The sequence below is a fragment of the Kingella sp. SNUBH-2017 genome (assembly GCF_028680565.1).
In the GTDB taxonomy this organism is placed as follows: Bacteria; Pseudomonadota; Gammaproteobacteria; order Burkholderiales; family Neisseriaceae; genus Kingella_D; species Kingella_D pumchi.
The window spans coordinates 24,283-42,532 of the sequence record NZ_JAPHVK010000007.1; the positions used below are offsets into that span (position 1 = coordinate 24,283).

Annotated in this window: 21 protein-coding genes; 10 read left to right on the forward strand and 11 right to left on the reverse strand. The window is 58.3% G+C overall.

The features are described from left to right. The first annotated feature begins 46 nt into the window (after positions 1 to 46). Positions 47 to 334 carry a chorismate mutase gene (locus OP500_RS06800; protein ID WP_274070536.1) on the forward strand — a complete coding sequence of 96 codons (288 nt, stop codon included), beginning with the start codon at positions 47 to 49 and terminating at the stop codon, positions 332 to 334. A 55-nt stretch (positions 335 to 389) separates the two neighbouring features. Here OP500_RS06800 and OP500_RS06805 read toward each other — a convergent pair whose 3' ends face one another. Next, positions 390 to 617, reverse strand: a complete 228-nt coding sequence (locus tag OP500_RS06805; protein WP_274070537.1) for a hypothetical protein — start codon at positions 615 to 617, stop codon at positions 390 to 392. Here OP500_RS06805 and OP500_RS06810 point away from each other — a divergent pair. After that, positions 616 to 1,368: a class I SAM-dependent methyltransferase gene (locus tag OP500_RS06810; protein WP_274070538.1), complete on the forward strand. Its 753-nt coding sequence runs from the start codon at positions 616 to 618 to the stop codon at positions 1,366 to 1,368. The two genes, OP500_RS06805 and OP500_RS06810, sit on opposite strands and share 2 nt — an antisense overlap. Before the next feature lie 183 nt (positions 1,369 to 1,551). On the opposite strand, the gene OP500_RS06815 is transcribed toward OP500_RS06810, so the two are convergent. After that, positions 1,552 to 2,454, reverse strand: coding sequence for a bestrophin family protein (locus OP500_RS06815; protein WP_274070539.1), 903 nt, complete (start codon positions 2,452 to 2,454; stop codon positions 1,552 to 1,554). Positions 2,455 to 2,696: 242 nt separating this feature from the next. Here OP500_RS06815 and OP500_RS06820 point away from each other — a divergent pair, with 242 nt between their 5' ends. After that, positions 2,697 to 3,065: a cytochrome C gene (locus tag OP500_RS06820; protein WP_274070540.1), complete on the forward strand. Its 369-nt coding sequence runs from the start codon at positions 2,697 to 2,699 to the stop codon at positions 3,063 to 3,065. A 98-nt stretch (positions 3,066 to 3,163) separates the two neighbouring features. After that, positions 3,164 to 3,682, forward strand: a complete 519-nt coding sequence (locus OP500_RS06825; RefSeq protein WP_274070541.1) for a hypothetical protein — start codon at positions 3,164 to 3,166, stop codon at positions 3,680 to 3,682. 65 nt (positions 3,683 to 3,747) lie between these two features. On the opposite strand, the gene der is transcribed toward OP500_RS06825, so the two are convergent. From der to ndk, 9 genes are all read right to left on the reverse strand, one after another. Further along, complete coding sequence (der, locus tag OP500_RS06830; protein ID WP_274070542.1) at positions 3,748 to 5,220, reverse strand: ribosome biogenesis GTPase Der; 1,473 nt, start codon at positions 5,218 to 5,220, stop codon at positions 3,748 to 3,750. 323 nt (positions 5,221 to 5,543) lie between these two features. Continuing rightward, positions 5,544 to 6,137 (reverse strand): YfgM family protein, encoded by a 594-nt coding sequence (locus tag OP500_RS06835; protein WP_274070543.1) that lies wholly within the window; start codon positions 6,135 to 6,137, stop codon positions 5,544 to 5,546. After that, complete coding sequence (hisS, locus tag OP500_RS06840) at positions 6,137 to 7,429, reverse strand: histidine--tRNA ligase (protein WP_238745765.1); 1,293 nt, start codon at positions 7,427 to 7,429, stop codon at positions 6,137 to 6,139. The genes OP500_RS06835 and hisS overlap by 1 nt, the downstream gene beginning before the upstream one ends. Positions 7,430 to 7,513: 84 nt before the next feature. After that, a complete protein-coding gene (locus OP500_RS06845; RefSeq protein WP_238745763.1) occupies positions 7,514 to 7,951 on the reverse strand; it encodes a hypothetical protein in 438 nt (145 codons plus the stop codon). Between the two features lie 83 nt (positions 7,952 to 8,034). Then, positions 8,035 to 9,297 carry a flavodoxin-dependent (E)-4-hydroxy-3-methylbut-2-enyl-diphosphate synthase gene (ispG, locus tag OP500_RS06850; RefSeq protein ID WP_238745761.1) on the reverse strand — a complete coding sequence of 421 codons (1,263 nt, stop codon included), beginning with the start codon at positions 9,295 to 9,297 and terminating at the stop codon, positions 8,035 to 8,037. Between the two features lie 14 nt (positions 9,298 to 9,311). Further along, positions 9,312 to 10,166, reverse strand: a complete 855-nt coding sequence (locus tag OP500_RS06855) for a helix-turn-helix domain-containing protein (RefSeq protein ID WP_274070544.1) — start codon at positions 10,164 to 10,166, stop codon at positions 9,312 to 9,314. After that, complete coding sequence (pilW, locus tag OP500_RS06860; RefSeq protein WP_274070545.1) at positions 10,166 to 10,960, reverse strand: type IV pilus biogenesis/stability protein PilW; 795 nt, start codon at positions 10,958 to 10,960, stop codon at positions 10,166 to 10,168. Before pilW ends, OP500_RS06855 begins: the two co-directional genes overlap by 1 nt. Next, on the reverse strand, positions 10,960 to 12,051 hold the full coding sequence (gene rlmN, locus OP500_RS06865) for a 23S rRNA (adenine(2503)-C(2))-methyltransferase RlmN (protein ID WP_274070580.1): 1,092 nt from the start codon (positions 12,049 to 12,051) through the stop codon (positions 10,960 to 10,962). Before rlmN ends, pilW begins: the two co-directional genes overlap by 1 nt. A gap of 125 nt (positions 12,052 to 12,176) precedes the next feature. Further along, the gene (gene ndk, locus OP500_RS06870; protein WP_238745755.1) at positions 12,177 to 12,602 is read right to left on the reverse strand and encodes a nucleoside-diphosphate kinase; all 426 of its coding nucleotides are present in this window, start codon (positions 12,600 to 12,602) and stop codon (positions 12,177 to 12,179) included. A gap of 496 nt (positions 12,603 to 13,098) precedes the next feature. Here ndk and OP500_RS06875 point away from each other — a divergent pair, with 496 nt between their 5' ends. The 6 genes from OP500_RS06875 (at position 13,099) to efeB (ending at position 18,220) form a co-directional block, all read left to right on the forward strand. Next, positions 13,099 to 13,626 (forward strand): hypothetical protein, encoded by a 528-nt coding sequence (locus OP500_RS06875; protein WP_238745753.1) that lies wholly within the window; start codon positions 13,099 to 13,101, stop codon positions 13,624 to 13,626. 76 nt (positions 13,627 to 13,702) lie between these two features. Continuing rightward, the gene (locus OP500_RS06880) at positions 13,703 to 14,005 is read left to right on the forward strand and encodes a hypothetical protein (protein ID WP_238745751.1); all 303 of its coding nucleotides are present in this window, start codon (positions 13,703 to 13,705) and stop codon (positions 14,003 to 14,005) included. Positions 14,006 to 14,189: 184 nt separating this feature from the next. Beyond that, the gene (efeU, locus tag OP500_RS06885) at positions 14,190 to 15,044 is read left to right on the forward strand and encodes an iron uptake transporter permease EfeU (RefSeq protein ID WP_443135144.1); all 855 of its coding nucleotides are present in this window, start codon (positions 14,190 to 14,192) and stop codon (positions 15,042 to 15,044) included. Positions 15,045 to 15,065: 21 nt separating this feature from the next. After that, complete coding sequence (gene efeO, locus OP500_RS06890) at positions 15,066 to 16,265, forward strand: iron uptake system protein EfeO (RefSeq protein ID WP_274070547.1); 1,200 nt, start codon at positions 15,066 to 15,068, stop codon at positions 16,263 to 16,265. Between the two features lie 71 nt (positions 16,266 to 16,336). Next, positions 16,337 to 16,876, forward strand: coding sequence for a DUF924 family protein (locus tag OP500_RS06895; protein ID WP_274070548.1), 540 nt, complete (start codon positions 16,337 to 16,339; stop codon positions 16,874 to 16,876). 48 nt (positions 16,877 to 16,924) lie between these two features. Then, positions 16,925 to 18,220: an iron uptake transporter deferrochelatase/peroxidase subunit gene (gene efeB / locus OP500_RS06900; protein WP_274070549.1), complete on the forward strand. Its 1,296-nt coding sequence runs from the start codon at positions 16,925 to 16,927 to the stop codon at positions 18,218 to 18,220. The last annotated feature ends 30 nt before the right edge of the window (positions 18,221 to 18,250 follow it).

The window sequence follows — 18,250 nt, forward strand, 5'->3', positions numbered from 1 at the left end:
AGGGTTGCTCGCCGCTGTGTTTTTCATTTTATTAGGAGGCCGAATCATGTTACCGCAAACCCTCACCGAAGTCCGCCAAGCCATAGACGGCTTGGATGCCGAACTCATTGCGCTGCTCGCCAAACGGCAGGCGTTGGTGGAACAGGCTGGGCGGCTCAAACCGCGCGGCGATGCAAAAGCCGTGGCCGCGCCCGACCGCGTTGCCCAAGTGATTGCCGCCCGCTGCGGACAGGCCGCTGCCGCAGGGTTGTCGCCCGATGTGGCCGAAGCTGTGTGGCAGGCGATGATTGCCGCATTTATCCGCTTGGAAACCGAAATCAATCGGGCGGAATGAAGAAAGTGCAGGCTGCTTTCGGTGCGGCGGAAAGCCGTTTCAGGCAGCCTGCGGTTTATCGTGCGGTAGGGGTAATGCCGTAGCGGCGCATGAGTTGGTGCATATTGCCTTGGACGGCGGCGCAGCGGCGGGCAGGGTCGGCCGCATAAGGCGCGGTTATCCGTGCGCGCAATGCACCGGCTTCCTGCACGGTCAGCATGCCGCGGCAGCTGGCCAGGGGTTCTGCGGTTTTAACGGCTTTCAGGCTGCTTTTTTCCCACGGCACCGATAAGGAGAGCGCCATGAAGGTTCCGATTCCACCCGCCATCGCCCCGCTGCTGCGCCGCGATCTCAATCCCGCGTGGCTGGCCGCCGAGCAGGGCATTTTGCGCTATCTCGCCCCCGAACAGCTGGCCGGCGACAACGGCAAATACATGAAACTCTACAACCGCCTGGCCGCGCTTTACGATCTGGGCGAACGGCTGGCCGACCGCTTTGTTTACCGCCGCAGCATCGCCGCCATGCGCCGCGAAATGATGGCGCTGCCCGAATGGCGCAACGGCGCGGCGGTGCTGTATGTGTCGGTCGGCACCGGCCGCGATTTCGCCTTTATCCCGCCGCAAATCGACACCGGCAGCCTGAATATCGTCGGCGCCGATTTGTCGCTGGGCATGCTGCGCCGCGCCGATAAGCTCTGGCGGCACAAGCTGCCGTTTACGCCGCTGCACTGCGCCGCCGAAGATCTGCCCTTTGCCGACAACAGTTTCGACATCGTGTTTCATGTCGGCGGCATCAATTTCTTTTCCAACAAACAGCGCGCGCTGGCGGAAATGCTGCGCGTGGCCAAGCCCGGCACGCTGCTGATGGTGGCCGACGAAACCCAGGATCTGATCGAGCGCCAATACCGGCGCAACCCGCTGACCAGAAGCGCGTTTGACGGCGCACGTTTCGATCTGTCCGACATCGAAAGCCTGATTCCCGCCGCCGCGCTTGAGCGCCAAACTCATTTGCTGTGGGACGGTCGTTTTTATGCGCTTACCTTTCGCAAGGCCTAGGGTATTCGGGCGGACAAAAGTTTCAGACTGCCTGCACAGCATAACCAAGTTACGAAGCAAAAACAGGCGCTTGCTTTAAAACGGCGGCGCAGGCAAAAGGCAGCCTGAAAACCCATCATCCGAAAAAAAGCAGCCTGAAAGCGGCAAAAACCGGCTTTCAGGCTGCTTTTGGCGTTTGGGCGCTCAAGTCATCACATAGCGCTCGGCGGCAAGCGGCGGCGGGATTTCCTGGCCCAGCGCGCTGAGCACTTCGCGCTCGATCACCCGCACCAGCGAATCGAGCGGCAGGTTGTTTTCCTGCAGGCCGAAGGGGTCGCCCAGCTGCGAGCTTAGGGCGTCCAGGCCGAGAAACATATACACCAGCCAGGCCACCATCAGCGGCGTCCACAGGCCGAGCACGGATTCGATGCCGAAGGGCAGCATGATGCAGAAGCTGTAAATCGCGCGGTGCAGCAGCACCGAATAGGCAAAGGGCAGCGGCGTACTGGCGATGCGATCGCAGCCGGCCTGGATTTCGCCCAGCGCTTCGATGTGGTGGGTCAGCGCGCTATAGACTACTTCGCCGATCTGCTCTTGGCGCAGGGCGGCAATCAGATCGCGCTGCATCTGTTCGAGCACAAACTGCGGCGGATTGGGGTGGTTTTGGTAGATGTCGGCGCCGCCTTCGCCGTATTCGAGAAACAAGTCGGTGTGGGCGGTTTGGTAGCGCAGGCGGTCGCGCAGCAGGCAGGTGAAAAGAATGCTGCGCTTGAGCAGGTGACGGCGGCGGTCGGTATCAAGCACGCGGCTGTCGCGGATCAGATGGCGCTCGGTGGCCACCAGCCTGCCCCACAGCTTGCGCCCTTCCCACCAGCGCTCGTAGCAGGCGTTGTTGCGAAAGCCGAGAAAGATCGAAAGCACCACGCCGAAAATGGTAAAGCCGACCAGGGGCGGAGTGGGAATCGCCAGCAGGCGGTAGTGCGACATCACGCCCATCACCACCGACAGCCCGGATAAGGCGATAATCGCCGGCAGCACTTTGGGAAAGATGGTGCCGCGCCAGGCAAAGAGCATCGGCAAAATGCCCTGCTTTTCTCGGATAATCATGGGTTTTGGTTCCTGTGTAGGGTTGTTTTTTATCAAACGGCTTTCAGGCTGCCTGAAACACGCTTTGGCGCCTGTATCCGAAATGCAGCAAGTGTAAACAGCGCGGCCGCTTTCTACAACTGCCGCACTTGCCCCCCCCCCCGCAAAATATAGAATAATGCCGCAGCCTGTTTTGCTTCAGGCAGCCTGAAAACAGAATATTTTGTTTCTCTTTTTATCCCCCCTTTATACAAGGAGCAAATATGAAACAAGCGAGTGTATTGTTTGCCGTATTGGCATTGGCCGCCGCATCCGCCCACGCCGGAAAGCTGTCCTGCGGCAAAACGTCCACCGGTGAGTTTGCCAGTACCAGCAAATGCAGCTATTCGGGCACATCGCTGGCCGATGCCTATGCCGCCGTGCGTGCCGCCGGTCATACCACAGACCATATGCCCAAAACCCTGCCCGCCAAAAACACCCAGCGGCACATCGATGAAGACACCGTGGTGATTACCAAATGGCAGGGCAGGCAAAAAGTATCCGTATGCGAAGAAAACGCCGCCGAATATTGCGTGATACTGAAACAAAACAAAGGGCGTGTGGCCATCCAATACATCGATGCATCGCCATAAGCCGACCGTTCAGGCAGCCTGAAAAGCCCTACTCTTTTGCTCGCCGCACAGCATGCGGCGGGTGTTTTCCAAGCCCCCCTTACCGAAGGAAATCCACCATGAACAAACTCTTTTTCGCCGCCGTGCTGGCATCAGCAAGCTACGGCGCCGCTGCCGCGCCCAAAACCGCCCTGCCCCCCGCCGTGCAGCAGGAAATCAACAGTGATCAGGAAGTTTGCCGCGATATGGGCGGCCGTTTTTCCTACGGCAAAGCCGTATCCACCGCCGATCTCAATCACGACGGCCATCTTGATTATGTGTATGACGCTTCTTTGGCCAAGTGCGCCAACGCACCCGATTTGGGCGGCTCCGGCGGCTGGCAGGTAACGGTGTTTGCCGGACAGCCGGACGGCAAAGTGAAAAAAGCCTTCGCCCACGGCGCGGGCGGCACCCGCATCATAGGCGGCAAGCTGTATCTGGCCATGGGCGGCGATGCCTGCGGCCCCAAAGCCCGCGGCAGATCGCGCGCCGAAAACCAAAGCTGCCTGCTGCCGCTGGTGTGGCAGGCCGGCAAACAGGAATTTGATTTTGCGCCGGTATCGCAAAAACGGCCTTTACCGAAAAACTGGGGACGCTGAGCGCGCGCATCATACAGGCAGCCTGAAAACCGAAACCGGCTTTCAGGCTGCCTTATCCTTTGCCGTTACTTCCCGCCCTGCTGTTTTTTCACGCTGGTTTGGCGGGTTTTCTTTTTGCCGCCGCTGTTGCGTGTTTTTTCCGCCTTGCGGTCTTCGCGTTTGGCGATGCGGTTGCTCAGGCTGGCGCGGCGCAGCGGTTTGTTTTTCACTTTTTCGGCGGTCTCTTCATACGGATTGTCGCCGACGTTGTACTGAATCCGCAGCGGCGTGCCTTGCAGGTTGAAGGCTTTGCGGAAGGTTTGGGTGAGATAACGGGTGTAGGAATCGGAGATGTGTTGCAGCGAATTGCCGTGGATGACGATAACCGGCGGATTCATGCCGCCTTGGTGGGCGTAGCGCATTTTCGGGCGCACCAAACCAGCGCGCGGCGGGGCTTGGCGTTCCACCGCGCTTTGCAGCACGCGGGTGATTTTGGGCGTGGGCATATTGATAAAGGCAGCGTCGTAGGCAGCCTGAATGCTGGCAAACAGCCCGTCGATGCCTTTTTCTTTGAGCGCGGAGATGTAGTGGAACTTGGCGAAATCGAGAAAATACAGCTTGCGGGCGATGTCGCGCTTGATGTCGTTGCGCCGCTCTTCGCTGATGCCGTCCCATTTGTTTACTGCCACCACCAGCGCCCTGCCCGCTTCCAGCGCGAAACCTGCAATCGTGGCGTCTTGGTCGGCGATGTCTTGCTGGGCGTCCAGCACCAGCACGGCAACGTTCGCCGCTTCTATCGCCTGCATAGCTTTGATAACGGAGAATTTTTCTACTGCTTCATCTACTTTGCCGCGACGGCGCACGCCGGCGGTGTCAATAATGGTGAAGGGCTTGCCTTCGCGTTCAAAATCAATGTGGATGCTGTCGCGCGTGGTGCCGGCCATGTCAAACGCAATCACGCGCTCTTCGCCTAAAATGGCGTTGACCAGCGTGGATTTGCCGACATTGGGGCGGCCGATTACGGCAAACACGGGGTGTTTGTTTTCAGGCTGCGTTTCGTCCGCATCGGGGAAGTTTTCCAGAATATCTTCAATCAGATAGTAAACGCCGTCGCCGTGCGCGCCGGAAATCACATGCGGCTCGCCCAGTGCGAGTTCGTAAAACTCTGCCGCCAGCACGGCATGGTTGCCGCCTTCGCCTTTGTTTACCGCCAGATACACGGGGCGCGGCGACTGGCGCAGGCGGTCGGCAATGATTTTGTCTTGCGGCGTCAGGCCGGTGCGGGCATCGACGAGAAACACCACGGCATCGGCTTCGTCCACGGCTTGCAGGGTTTGCTTCGCCATTTCGTGCAGGATGCCGCTGTCCACCACGGGCTCAAAACCGCCGGTATCCACCACCAGATAGGGCTTGCTGCCGACGCGCCCGTGCCCGTAATGGCGGTCGCGCGTGAGCCCGGGCAGATCGTGCACCAGCGCGTCTTTGCTGCGGGTAAGGCGGTTGAACAGGGTGGATTTGCCGACATTGGGGCGGCCGACTAGGGCGATGGTGGGTTTCATAGTTTGACTTTCTGTTTCAGGCTGCCTGAAAACGGGTTTCGGGCGGCCAGCAGGTGCGCAATCAGGGGATAGGCACGGGGTGGGAAATAAGGCTGCGGGTTTCAGGCTGCCTGAAAAGGGGGAAAGGGGTTTCAGGCTGCCTTTTGCGTTTTACGTTTTAAAAAGCGTCCTAAAGCTTAAACGGCCAGTTGTCCGGTGCCGGCAAAAGCGGCAAGGATAAACAAGATGCTCTTCACGGTTTTCCTTTCCTTGCAGATAGCGTTCAGGCAGCCTGAAAGCGGGGGAACGGCTTTCAGGCTGCCTTATGCCGCCGGACAAGGCGTTTAGTCGGCGGTTTTCATTTCCAACAGGTCGCGGGCGGGCGAGTCTTCGGGCAGTTTTTCCAGCGCGGCTTTGTAGGCGGCGGCGGCTTCTTTGGTTTTGCCCTGCGCGCTGTAGATGTCGCCACGGGTTTCTTCGATCAGGCCGCGGTAGGCTTCATCGACCGGTGTGGCGAGCGCTTTGAGCGCGTCGTCGTATTTTTGCTGCTGCAGGCGCACTTTGGCCAAGTTCTGCACGGCGGCAGCCTGAACGGCGGGCTGCGGGTTGTTGGCCTGCAGCCATTGGTAGGTGGCGGTGGCTTCGTCGTATTTGCCGGCGTCAAACTGCTTGGCGGCCACTTGGAAGGCGGCTTCGGCGGCGCCCATGCTGTCAGGGTATTCCTGCTGCAGGGTTTTGAAGCTGCCTTCGTCCTCTGCAACGCCGGCGGCCAGCGCGGCGGCGGCTTCGGCACGTTTGCCGAGCTGGTGCTGGTAAATCACATAGCCGAAATAGCCGATAGCGGCGGCCACCAGCGCGGCAAATACCCATTTACCGCCGCTGCGCCACAGGTGTTTGGCGGTTTCGATGTCTTGTTGTTCGTCGTGATGGGCGGACATTAGCGGCTCCACTGTTTGAGTTGTTCGGTCAGGTCGGCGGCGGGCACGGTGGTTTGTTCGTGGCTGCCGCGCATGTCTTTCAGGGTTACGCTGTTATCGGCTACTTCCTGCTCGGCCACAATCAGCGCAAAGCGGGCACCGGACTGGTCGGCGCGTTTGATTTGGGCTTTGAGCTTTTGGCTGCCGCAGTATTGGGCGACGGCGTAACCGGCTGCGCGCAGTGCGGCGGCGTGGCGCATGGCGGCCAGCGTGCTGCCTTCGCCCTGCTGCATGATGTAGATGTCGGGCGCGGCTTCGGCTTTCAGGCTGCCGTATTCGCGCACCAAAAGCAGTAGGCGTTCGATGCCGAGAGCAAAGCCGATGGAAGGGGCGGGCTTACCGCCGAGCTCTTCAATCAGCCCGTCGTAACGGCCGCCGCCGCAGACGGTGGCTTGGGCGCCGAGTTTGTCGGTCGTCCATTCGAATACGGTTTGGTTGTAGTAATCGAGCCCGCGCACCAAGCGGCGGTTTTCTTTGTATTGGATGCCCAGGCCGTCGAGCAGGGCTTTGAAGCTGTCGTAATGCGCCTGCGATGCTTCGCCCAGATAATCGACGAGCGCGGGGGCGTTGTCGGCAATCTGCTGCAACTCGGGGTTTTTGGTATCGAGCACGCGCAGGGGATTGGTGTGCAGGCGGCGGCGGCTGTCTTCATCGAGCTTGTCTTCGTGCTGCTGCAGATAGGCGACCAGGGCGCTGCGGTGGGCGGCGCGCTCTTCGCGGTTGCCCAGGCTGTTGATTTCCAAGGTGAGATGTTCGGCGATGCCCAGCTCGCGCCACAAATCGGCGCACATGGCGATGATTTCGGCGTCGATGTCGGGGCCTTCAAAGCCCAGCGCTTCGATGCCGACTTGGTGAAACTGGCGGTAGCGGCCTTTTTGCGGGCGCTCGCGGCGGAACATCGGCCCCATGTACCACAGCTTTTGCGGGGCGTTGTACAGCAGGTTGTGTTCGACCACCGCGCGCAGGCAGGAAGCGGTGCCTTCGGGGCGCAGACTCAGGCTGAGGCTGTCGTTGGAATCGGCGAAGGTGTACATTTCTTTGCCGACCACGTCGGTTTCTTCGCCGATGGAGCGCACGAAAAGATTGGTCGGCTCGACGATGGGGGTGCGGATTTGCGCGTAGCCGAAGCGGCGCGTCCAGCGCAGCACGGTTTCTTCAAAGGCCTGCCACAGGGCGGCGTTGAGTTTGAAGTCTGCCTGTTCGACCGGCAGAAGGTCGTTCATGCCTTTTACGGCTTGGATTTTCTGTGCCATATCTTGAGCTGTGGAAAAAGAAAAGGCACCGCAAAGGGCGGGCAAACCGGTTTTCAGGCTGCCTGAACGCTGCGGCGGACGGGTTTATATCACGAACTGGCGTAACATGCTGGCTGCCAGCGCGCTGAACTGGCGGTATTTCTCGCTGCCGCCGATTTTGTCGGCCGCCAGCGAGATTTCGATCAGCGTGCCGCTGCGGTTGCCGTAGAGCACGCTGTTTTCGATTTGGAACTGGGTCTGGCCTTTTTCAACGTAGGGCACCACAAAAGCCTGAATCATCTCGCCGCTGGCAAGGTTTTGCAGAATCAGGCTTTTTTTGACGTTTGCCGGCAGATCGCCGCCGATAAAGTGGAAGGGGTTGGTGTTGCCGTCGGTTACGCCGTTGAAGGAATAGATGAAGACTTTATGCTCCAGCCGCGGATTGTTCAGCAGATAAAGCTGCAGCAGCATCGCCCGCAGGTCTTTGGCTTCGGCGGCGGGCGCCTTGGCGCTGCTGCCGGTTTTTTGGGGAGATTGAGCCATGGCGGTTTCCTTGTTTCAGGCTGCTTTTGCCGTCAGGCAGCCTGAAAATAACGAATGGGGCTTGTCCGGCGGAAAAAAGCCTTTCAGGCTGCCTGAATCGGAATCACGCGCGGGGCGTTGCGTTTCTTGCCGCCTTCGCCGTAATTGGTTTCAACATATTCCTGCACAATCGCCAGAAATTCGGCGGCCATATTGTCGCCTTTGAGGGTTACTTTGCGCTCGCCGTCCACATAAACGGGGGCGATGGGGGTTTCGCCGGTGCCAGGCAGGCTGATGCCGATATCGGCCAGCTTGCTCTCGCCCGGGCCGTTGACCACGCAGCCCATCACCGCCACGTTCATGCTTTCCACGCCGGGGTATTTGTCTTTCCACACCGGCATCTGCATGCGCAGATACTGCTGGATGTCGCGCGCCAGCTCTTGGAACACGGTACTGGAGGTGCGGCCGCAGCCCGGGCAGGCGGTTACCATCGGCGTGAACGAGCGCAGCCCCATGGTTTGCAGGATTTCCTGCGCCACCACCACTTCCTGCGTGCGCGATGTACCGGGCTCGGGGGTGAGCGAGATGCGGATGGTGTCGCCGATGCCTTCCTGCATCAGCACCGCCAGCGCGGCGGTGGAGGCGACGATGCCTTTGCTGCCCATGCCGGCTTCGGTCAGCCCCAAATGCAGCGGATAGGCGCAGCGGCTGCCCAGATCGCGGTAAACCTGAATCAGATCCTGCACATTGGACACTTTGCAGGAAAGGATGATTTTGTCTTCGGGCAGCCCCAAATCCACCGCTTTTTGCGCCGATTCGAGCGCAGAAACGATCAGGGCTTCCTTCATCACTTCTTCAGGCTGCCTGGGATTAGCCGATGCCAGGTTGGCATCCATCATCCGCTTGGCGAGGCTTTGGTCGAGCGATCCCCAGTTCACGCCGATGCGCACCGCTTTGTCGTGCTCGGCAGCGGTGCGGATCATAAAGGCGAATTTTTCGTCGCCCTTGGCGCCTTTGCCGACATTGCCGGGATTAATGCGGTATTTGGACAACGCGCGGGCGCAGTCGGGAAACTCGGCCAGCAGGCGCTCGCCGTTGAAATGGAAGTCGCCCACCAGCGGCGTGGGGCAGCCCATATCGTCCAAACGGCTGCGGATTTCGGCCACCTTGGATGCGGCGTCGGGGCTGTTGACGGTGATGCGCACCATTTCGGAACCGGCTTCGCTCAATTCGCGCACCTGCAGGGCGGTAGCTTGGGCATCGGCGGTGTCGGTATTGGTCATCGACTGCACGACAACCGGCGCTTCGGAGCCGACGGTCAGATGGTCGATGCGGACTTGGTGTGTGCGGCGGCGTAGGGGTTTCATTTTTTCAGGCTGCCTTACTGCGGCGCGGAGGCAGCCTGAACGGTGCTGCCTACGGTAAAGACGGCAGTTTTGCCTTTGCGTTTACTGTCGATGTCGATGTTCTCGCCGCCGTAGCTGGCGGTGGAACCGATGGCGTAACCCAAGCGCACTTCATAGGGGGCGCCGTCTTTAAAGCGGTGCTCGCTGCGGGCGGGAACGATTTGGTTGATCAGGATTTCGCCCTTGGCATTGCTGACGGTCAACATGGTGCGGTAGCGGGTGTTGATCACCAGCTCGCCGCCGGCAGCAGCCGGTGCCGACGCCGCGCCGGAAGCGGCCTGCGGCTCTTCCATCGGCTTGACGACCATATTGCCGTTGGCCAGCGGCACTTCGGAAGCCGCCTGGCTGCCGCCGCTTTGCACCGCCGAACCGGCACCAGCTTCCTGACGCAGGTGCTCGCTTTGCGACTTGCCCTGCCAGTAATAAATGCCGACGCCCAGCAGCGCGGCGGCCAGCAGGCCGAAAATCCAAGTGGGGAACGGTTTTTTCAATTCTTGGTTGACCATGCTGTCGGCCGCATGCTGCTGCGGGCGCGAACGCTCGATGCTTTCCGGCGGCACGATGTGCGCCAGATAGCTGTTGAGCACGGTTTCGTCCAAATCGAGAAAGCGGCCGTAGCTGCGCAGAAAGCCGCGCACAAATACCGGCTCGGGCATATCGCCGTAATGGCCGTTTTCCAGGGCTTCAACCTGCCGTGCCGGCAGTTTCAGCCGCTCGGACACTTCGCCCAAAGACAAACCGCGCTCTTCGCGCTGGCGGCGCAACTCGGCACCCAGCGCTGCCGGAGCGTCGGCGCTGCTGATGGCTGACGGAGTTTGGTTTTCGCTCATTATTCGCTTCCAGTGGTGATTTTTTGCAATTCTTCGGAATAGGGGAAACTGCTGCGCAGCTGGGCTTCGTATTCGTAAGCTTCCTGTTTTTTACCCTGCGCTTTGGCAATTTTCCAGCCTAAATAGAGATCGTCGGCGCCGAGTTTTTCCACTTGGCGCTGGAATATGCGGAAATTGCGGTCGGCTTCGGCAACGTTGCCAGCCATAAGCTTGGCGCGGGCGCGCTCTTTATGCACAACAACAAATTCGGGATTCAGATTCAAGGCACGCTCGAAATAGCTTTCGGCCAAATCGTAAGCGCCCTGCTTGGCGCTGCAGACGCCCTTGTTCAGCCACGACACTTCGGGGCCGGGATAGGTGGGATCGGCCAGCGCGCGGTCGAAATACGGCATGGCGGCATTGGGCTGGTTTCTCATGCTGCACAAAAACCAGCCGTAGTTGTTGTTGATTTCGGCACCGTTGGGGCTGATCGACAAGGCCTGGCGGAAACTTTCCTCGGCCTTATCGGGCACTTTCAGAAACTGGTAAATCTGCGCTCGTACCAGCCAGGCCATATCGTAGCGGCTGTTTTCCCGAATGGCTTCTTCGATTGCCGCAGTGGCGGCGCGGTAATCTTTGGCGCGGATGTATTCGACAGCCAGCTGGGTTTTGATGCGCACCGATTCTTCGTGGCGCTCTTTGCTGCTTTGTTTTTTAAATTTGGTCAGTTCGGAGCCCGGACCTTCGGTTACGCAGCCGCCCAAAAATATTGCGGCGGCGCACAGCGGCAGTACGGATCGGAAAAAACGGCGCATTATCGGCTCTCCATATAGATTTGCTGCCATTTCTGCTGGCGGCGGGTTTTGTCTTTCACTTGTCCGGCAAGCTGGCCGCAGGCGGCGTCGATGTCGTCGCCGCGCGTTTTGCGTACGGTTACCACCAGCCCTGCCTGCTGCAGGATGTCGCGGAATATGCGGATATTCTCGCCGCTGGAGCGCTCGTAGCCGGAATTGGGGAAAGGGTTGAAGGGGATCAGGTTGAATTTGCAGGGCACGTCTTTCACCAGCTCCAAAAGCTCGCGGGCGTGCTCGGCTTTGTCGTTGATGCCGTCGAGCATCACATATTCGAAAGTAATAAAATCGCGCGGCGCCTTGACCAGATAGCGGCGGCAGGCGGCCATCAATTCTTTGAGCGGGTATTTTTTGTTCAGCGGCACGATTTGGTCGCGCACTGCGTCGTTGGAAGCATGCAGCGATACCGCCATCGCCACCGGCATATCGTCTTTTAGCCGATCCATCTGCGGCACCATGCCGGAAGTGGAAACGGTAACGCGCCGGCGTGACAGGCCGTAGCCGTGGTCGTCCAGCATAATCGACAGCGCGGTAACCACGTTGTCGTAATTGGCCATCGGCTCGCCCATGCCCATCATTACCACATTGGAAATCACCCGCTCGTTTTTCGGAGTAACGCCCAGCGCTTTGTTTGCCCACCACAATTGGCCGATGATTTCGGCGGCGGTCAGATTGCGGTTGAAACCCTGCCGGCCGGTGGAGCAGAACGTGCATTCCAAAGCGCAGCCCACCTGCGAAGAAATGCACAGCGTGCCGCGCTCGGTTTCCGGAATAAAAACGGTTTCGACACCGTTGCCGGTGCCAACGTCCAACAGCCATTTGCGCGTGCCGTCACGGCTTTCCTGCGAAGTCATCAGCGCCGGAATGCCGACGATTGCTTTTTCGTTCAGTTTGGCGCGCAACGATTTGGCCAAATCGGTCATCTCGTCAAAATTTTCCGCACCGCCCTGATGAATCCAGCGCATCACTTGGCGCGCCCGAAACGGCTTTTCGCCCATTTGGGCGAAGTGTTCGGTCAGAGCCGGCAGGTCGTAGTCGAGCAGGTTGGTTTTCATCATGGTTCGGTCGGTTTCGTTTGGTGTGTTTGTGCGGTATTTTGTATTTTTTTGTTTTCAGGCTACCTGCCGGAATCTGTTTTCAGGCTGCCTGAAAGGGCAGGCAGCCTGAAAAATCCGAAGACTTAACGCGGGCAGAGTTCGGTGGCGGCAAAGAAATACGCGATTTCGATGGCGGCGTTTTCCAGGCTGTCGGAACCGTGTACGGCATTGGCGTCGATGGATTCGGCAAAGTCCGCGCGGATGGTACCGGCAGCGGCTTCTTTCGGATTGGTCGCACCCATCAGCTCGCGGTTTTTGACCACGGCGTTTTCGCCTTCCAGCACCTGGATCATCACCGGGCCGCTGGTCATAAATTTCACCAGATCGGCGAAAAACGGGCGCTCTTTGTGCACGGCGTAAAAGCCTTCGGCTTCGCTTTGGCTCAAATGCTTCATTTTGGCGGCAACGATTTTCAGACCGGCGTCTTCAAAGCGGGTGTAGATTTTGCCGATTGCGTTTTTGCCGACGGCATCGGGTTTGATAATGGAAATGGTGCGTTCGACGGCCATGTGGTCATCCTTAAATAAATTAAACAAAAATCCAACACTGCCGGCACTTTGGCCGCCAGCGGAAATGCCACGCACAAAGCATAGGCAAAACAGGGCGCATTCTAACAAAGTTTCCCACACTTTCAATAGTGGCAAGGGCGAATATTCAGGCATTTCAGGCTGCCTGCCGCCATCCCGAAACCAAAGCGAAGCCAAACCGCCGAAATTTTTTCACCGCCCGCCTTGACAAAGCAAAAGCAAAAAGCGTATGTTTCGCCCCATCGTTTTTCGAAACCCAAGAATTCCGTAATCATGAAATCTTTACTGCGCGCTTGCTGTTATTGGTGGTACTGCACTTCGGTGCGGTATCCCTTTGCGCGTGGGTAAGACATACAACCATTAAACGCAAAGCAAACCGCCCCGAGAACCTATCCGAGGCGGTTTTCTGTTTTCTGCAGTTTTTAAAGCAAACCGTCTCAAGACTCTCGGCAGGTTTGCCAGAAAACAAGGAAATAGAATGATGAAAGCCGCTTTGAACCGTCCGACGGAAAACCAAAACCCAGCTCAATCCGCACAGGCGCTGCGCAACTGCTGCCTGATTACCGACGGCAACGCCCACCGCAATCCGTCACAGGCTGCCGGCGAAGGGCTGGACGAAACCGACGTACTGCACGAAGCCATGCTGCCTGAAATCCGTACTGCCGCCATTCTGATTGCCGCGATGCGCCACGATTTCAGCCGCCACAGCCCCAGCGAGTTCACCGACGAAGCCGATTGGTTTGCCGCCAGAATCATCGTGTTGCAGGCGCGGAAATTCTACTTGGACATCAGCATGAGCTTTATGCTGCAAACCGCCAACGAGCGCGCCCGCCAATTTGCCAGCCGCCACCGCCTGCCTTTTCAGGCTGCTTCAATCTGCCCCAGCCTGCACTGCAAACGGCCGGAACATATTCTGCAGATGGAATGCCTGCTCGGCGGCGACGTATTGGCCGACCCCCGCGCCAACACCCAAGCCCTACGTCCGGCTTTGCACAAATTTGCGTAAACCTGCTGCCTTTATACACAATTTGCAGTAAAGTGCCGCACCGGCCCGACCGGCCGCATCATAAGGAAACCGAATTATGAAAACACAACACTATACCGCCCTGCTCGCCGCCTTTGCCCTACTGGCCAGCCCCGTGGCGATGGCAAAACCGAAAAAACCGAATATCCAGAGCAATACTTCCGGCATCAGCGATGAAAAACTGATCGACAGCGTCAGCGCTTCTTCTATGGGCGCCGGTGTTGCCGAGCCGCTGAAAATCAGCAAAACCAGCGCCGGTGGCAAAGACGTTCTGGTGGTTACCGGTTCCAACAGCGTCAAATGCAAAATCCCGCTATCCAAAACCCAGCCGGTAAAAATGTTGGATATCGACTGCCAATAAAGCGCCGCCCTTTCAGGCAGCCTGAAAACCGCCGCCGAACAGACCGTTCGGCGGCGGTTATTGTTAATTTATCATTTGGAAATGATAAAAACCATTTGCATTTCCATATCAAGAAAACCTATAATTCAGGCGTTTTTGTCTCAGCAAAGCTTTTTCCAAAGTGTTATTGGTCTCTTTTCTCATCATGCTGCGCGAAGGTATCGAAGCAGCTTTGATTGTCGGCATCATCGCCGCGTTTCTGAAACAATCCGGTTATTCGTCATTATTACCCAAAGTCTGGCTTGGCGTTACGCTTGCGGCGCTTTTGTGCTTCGGGGTAGGTTTTGTCCTGCACCGCCAAATTGGCGAAATCCCGCAAAAAGAGCAGGAATTCGTAGTAGGCGCCATCGGTTTAGTTGCCGTTGCCATTCTTACTTATATGATTCTTTGGATGAAAAAAGCGGCACGCTCGATTAAGCAGGAATTGCACCAATCCGTTCAGGCTGCCTTAAACCGCGGCAAGGGGCACGGTTGGGCGCTGGTCGGTATGGCTTTTCTTGCCGTTGCCCGCGAAGGCATGGAATGTGTATTCTTTATGCTGGCCATTCTCAGCCACCAAGCCTCTTCTGCCCAAGAAGCAGCCACCATTGACGCCGCCAAATGGGGCGGGATATTGGGATTGCTGTGTGCCGTGGTTATCGGTGCCCTGATTTACCAAGGCGGCATGCGGCTGAATCTTGCCAAATTCTTCCGCTGGACTGGTATTTTCCTGATTTTGGTCGCCGCAGGCCTGTTTTCGGGTGCATTCCGCGCTTTCCATGAAGCGGGGGTATGGAATCTGATGCAGGTTAACCCTTTCGATTGGTCGTCCTACCAACCGCTGGACTGGTCGCAAACCCTGCACGAAGACAGCCCGCTGGGCGTACTGTTGGGCGGTTTCTTCGGCTATACCGACCATCCGCTTCTGGGCGATTTCGTTTTTTACTTCGGGTATCTGATTCCGGTTATGTATCTGTTTTTACGTAATCCGAAACCCACTCCTTCCAACCCTAAGCCCTAAACCAAGAAAGGCATCATCACCATGAAAAAACTCAACACCACCGCATTATCCGTACTGCTGGCACTCGGCCTGGCCGCCTGCCAACCGCCGCAGGCTGACGCTCCCGCCTCTTCTGCCGGCGGCGAGCAAGCCGCTTCCGGCGCTGCCGGCACTACCAGCGCGTCCGATGCCGCTGCCGGCGGCGCGATCAACATCGCGGTAAACGACAAAGCCTGCGAACCGATGGAACTGACCGTACCCAGCGGCCAAGTCGTGTTCAACATCAAAAACAACAGCTCGCGCAAGCTGGAATGGGAAATCCTCAAAGGCGTGATGGTGGTGGACGAGCGTGAAAACATCGTTCCCGGCCTGACCGACAAAATGACCGTTACCCTACTGCCCGGCGAATACGAAATGACCTGCGGCTTCCTCAACAATCCGCGCGGCAAACTGGTTGTAACCGACAGCGGCTTTAAAGACACCGGCAACGAAGCCGATCTGGAAAAACTGGCCCAGCCGCTGGCAGACTACAAAGTCTATGTCCAGAAAGAAGCCGAACAGCTGGTAACCAAAACCACCGCCTTCAGCGCCGCGGTTAAAGCCGGCAAGATCGAAGAAGCGAAAGCCATGTTTGCCGACGTACGCAGCCACTACGAGCGCATCGAGCCGATTGCCGAGCTGTTCAACGAACTCGACCCCGCCATCGACGCCCGTGAAGACGACTTCAAAAACGGTGCTAAAGACGAAGGCTTCACCGGCTTCCACCGCATCGAACACGCCCTGTGGGTGGAAAACAGCACCAAAGGCATCGACACCGTTGCCAACAAGCTGGAAGAAGACGTGAAAACCCTGAAAAAAGAAATCGACCTGCTCTCCTTCCCGCCCAGCAAAGTGGTTGGCGGTGCGGCAGCGCTGATTGAAGAAGTGGCCGGCAGCAAAATCAGCGGCGAAGAAGACCGCTACAGCCACACCGACCTTTCCGACTTCCAAGCCAACGTAGACGGCTCGAAGAAAATCGTCGATCTCTTCCGTCCGATGATTGCGGAAAAAGACAAAGCCCTGCTGGAAAAAGTTGACGCCAACTTCAAGCAGGTCAACGATCTCTTGGCCAAATACAAAAAAGGCAACGGCTTTGAAACCTACGACAAACTGACCGAAGCCGACCGTAAAGCCCTGCAGGCGCCGATCAACGCACTGGCTGAAGACTTGGCCAAACTGCGCGGCATTCTCGGCCTGAACTAAGTCTCGCGCCGACCAAACAGGCTGCCTGAACTTTCAGGCAGCCTGAAAAACATTTTCCCAGGAAACACGCCATGACCCCGCAAACCGTTTTGGATTTCTGGTTCGCCGAAGAAAACCAGCCCTTCTGGTTCCAAAAAAGCGACGACTTCGACCAAACCGTGCGCAGCCGCTTTGCCGGACTGCTGGCGCAAGCTGCCCAATCCGAACTCTACCGCTGGCGCGACAGCCTGCACGGGCGCCTGGCCGAAATCATCGTGCTCGACCAATTCCCGCGCAATCTCCACCGCAACAGCCCCGCCGCTTTCGCCCACGACAATATGGCCGTGGCGCTGGCACAGGAAGCCGTGCGCCAGAGCGGCTTTGCCGATATGGCCGAGCGCGAGCGCCATTTCATGCTGATGCCGCTGATGCACAGCGAAAGCCGCATCGTCCACCAGCAGGCCGAAGCGCTGTTCAAGCAACACACTTCCGATTACGCCTACCAATTCGAGCTCAAGCACAAAGTCATCATCGACCGTTTCGGCCGTTATCCCCACCGCAACGCCGTGTTCGGCCGCCCAAGCAGCGCCGAAGAAATCGAATTTCTCAAAGAGCCCGATTCGTCGTTTTAAGTTTTCAGGCAGCCTGAAAAAACCAGCAAAACAAGCAAAGGACCCCAAATGAATCACGAACAACCCCAATCCCCGTCCAAACGCCGCTTTTTCAAAACCGCCGCCGCGCTGGGCATCGGCAGCGCCGTCGGCGCCGTCCTGGGCGGCTGCGGCCAGAATCCCGCCGGCAGCAGTCAGGGAAACCAAAGCGCCGCCGACAACAGCGACTGCCAGCACCTGCTGCGCCACTCCGACAAAAGCTACGACTGCTACGGCCCCCATCAGGCCGGCATCACCACCCCGCACCAGCAGTTTGCCATCATGGCCGCCTTCGACGTAACCACCACCAGTGCCAAAGACCTGGAAAAACTGCTGCGCATCATTACCGCCCGCATTGAATTTCTCACCAAAGGCGGCGAGCTGATCGACGGCGACGACAAACTCCCGCCCGCCGGCAGCGGCATACTTGGCAAAAACGTCCCGCCCGACGGCCTGACCATGACCCTCGGCGTCGGCAACAGCCTGTTCGACCAGCGCTTCGGCCTTGCCGGCAAAAAGCCCAAGCACCTGAGCGAAATGAAAGACTTCCCCAACGACAAACTCCAGGCCGAATGGTGCGACGGCGACCTGAGCCTGCAAGTGTGCAGCTTCTCCCCCGAATCCTGCCAAAACGCCCTGCGCGACATCATTAAAAACACCGCCCAATACGCCATCATCCGCTGGAGTATCGACGGCTTCCTGCCCAAAACCGAGCCCGGTTCCGCCGCGCGCAACCTGCTCGGCTTTCACGACGGCACCGCCAACCCCAATATCCAAGACCCCAAAACCGCTGACGAAGTGCTGTGGAGCGGCGTCGCCCCCAACAGCCAGGACGAACCGGCCTGGGCGAAAAACGGCAGCTACCAGGCCGTACGCCTGATCCGCCATCTGGTCGAATTTTGGGACCGCACCCCGCTGCAGGAGCAGCAAACCATCTTCGGCCGCGAAAAATACAGCGGCGCCCCGCTGGGCATGAAACAGGAAAACGACACCCCCAACTACGCCAGCGATCCCGAAGGCAAAGTCGTACCCAAAGACAGCCACATGCGCCTGGCCAACCCGCGCACCGAAGAATTCAAAAAACACCTGCTGTTCCGCCGCCCGTTCAACTACTCGCGCGGCCTTTCCAAAGCCGGCCAGCTCGATGTCGGCCTGATCTTCATCTGCTACCAGGCCAATCTCGACGACGGCTTCATCTTCGTGCAAAAACTGCTCGACTTCGAACCACTGGAGGAATACATCAAACCGGTAGGCGGCGGCTACTTCTTCGTCCTGCCCGGCTTTGAAAAAGGCGGCTACCTCGGCCAAAGCCTGCTTGAAGCCTAAGAAGCCATTCAAAACCCCTGCAGCAAACCT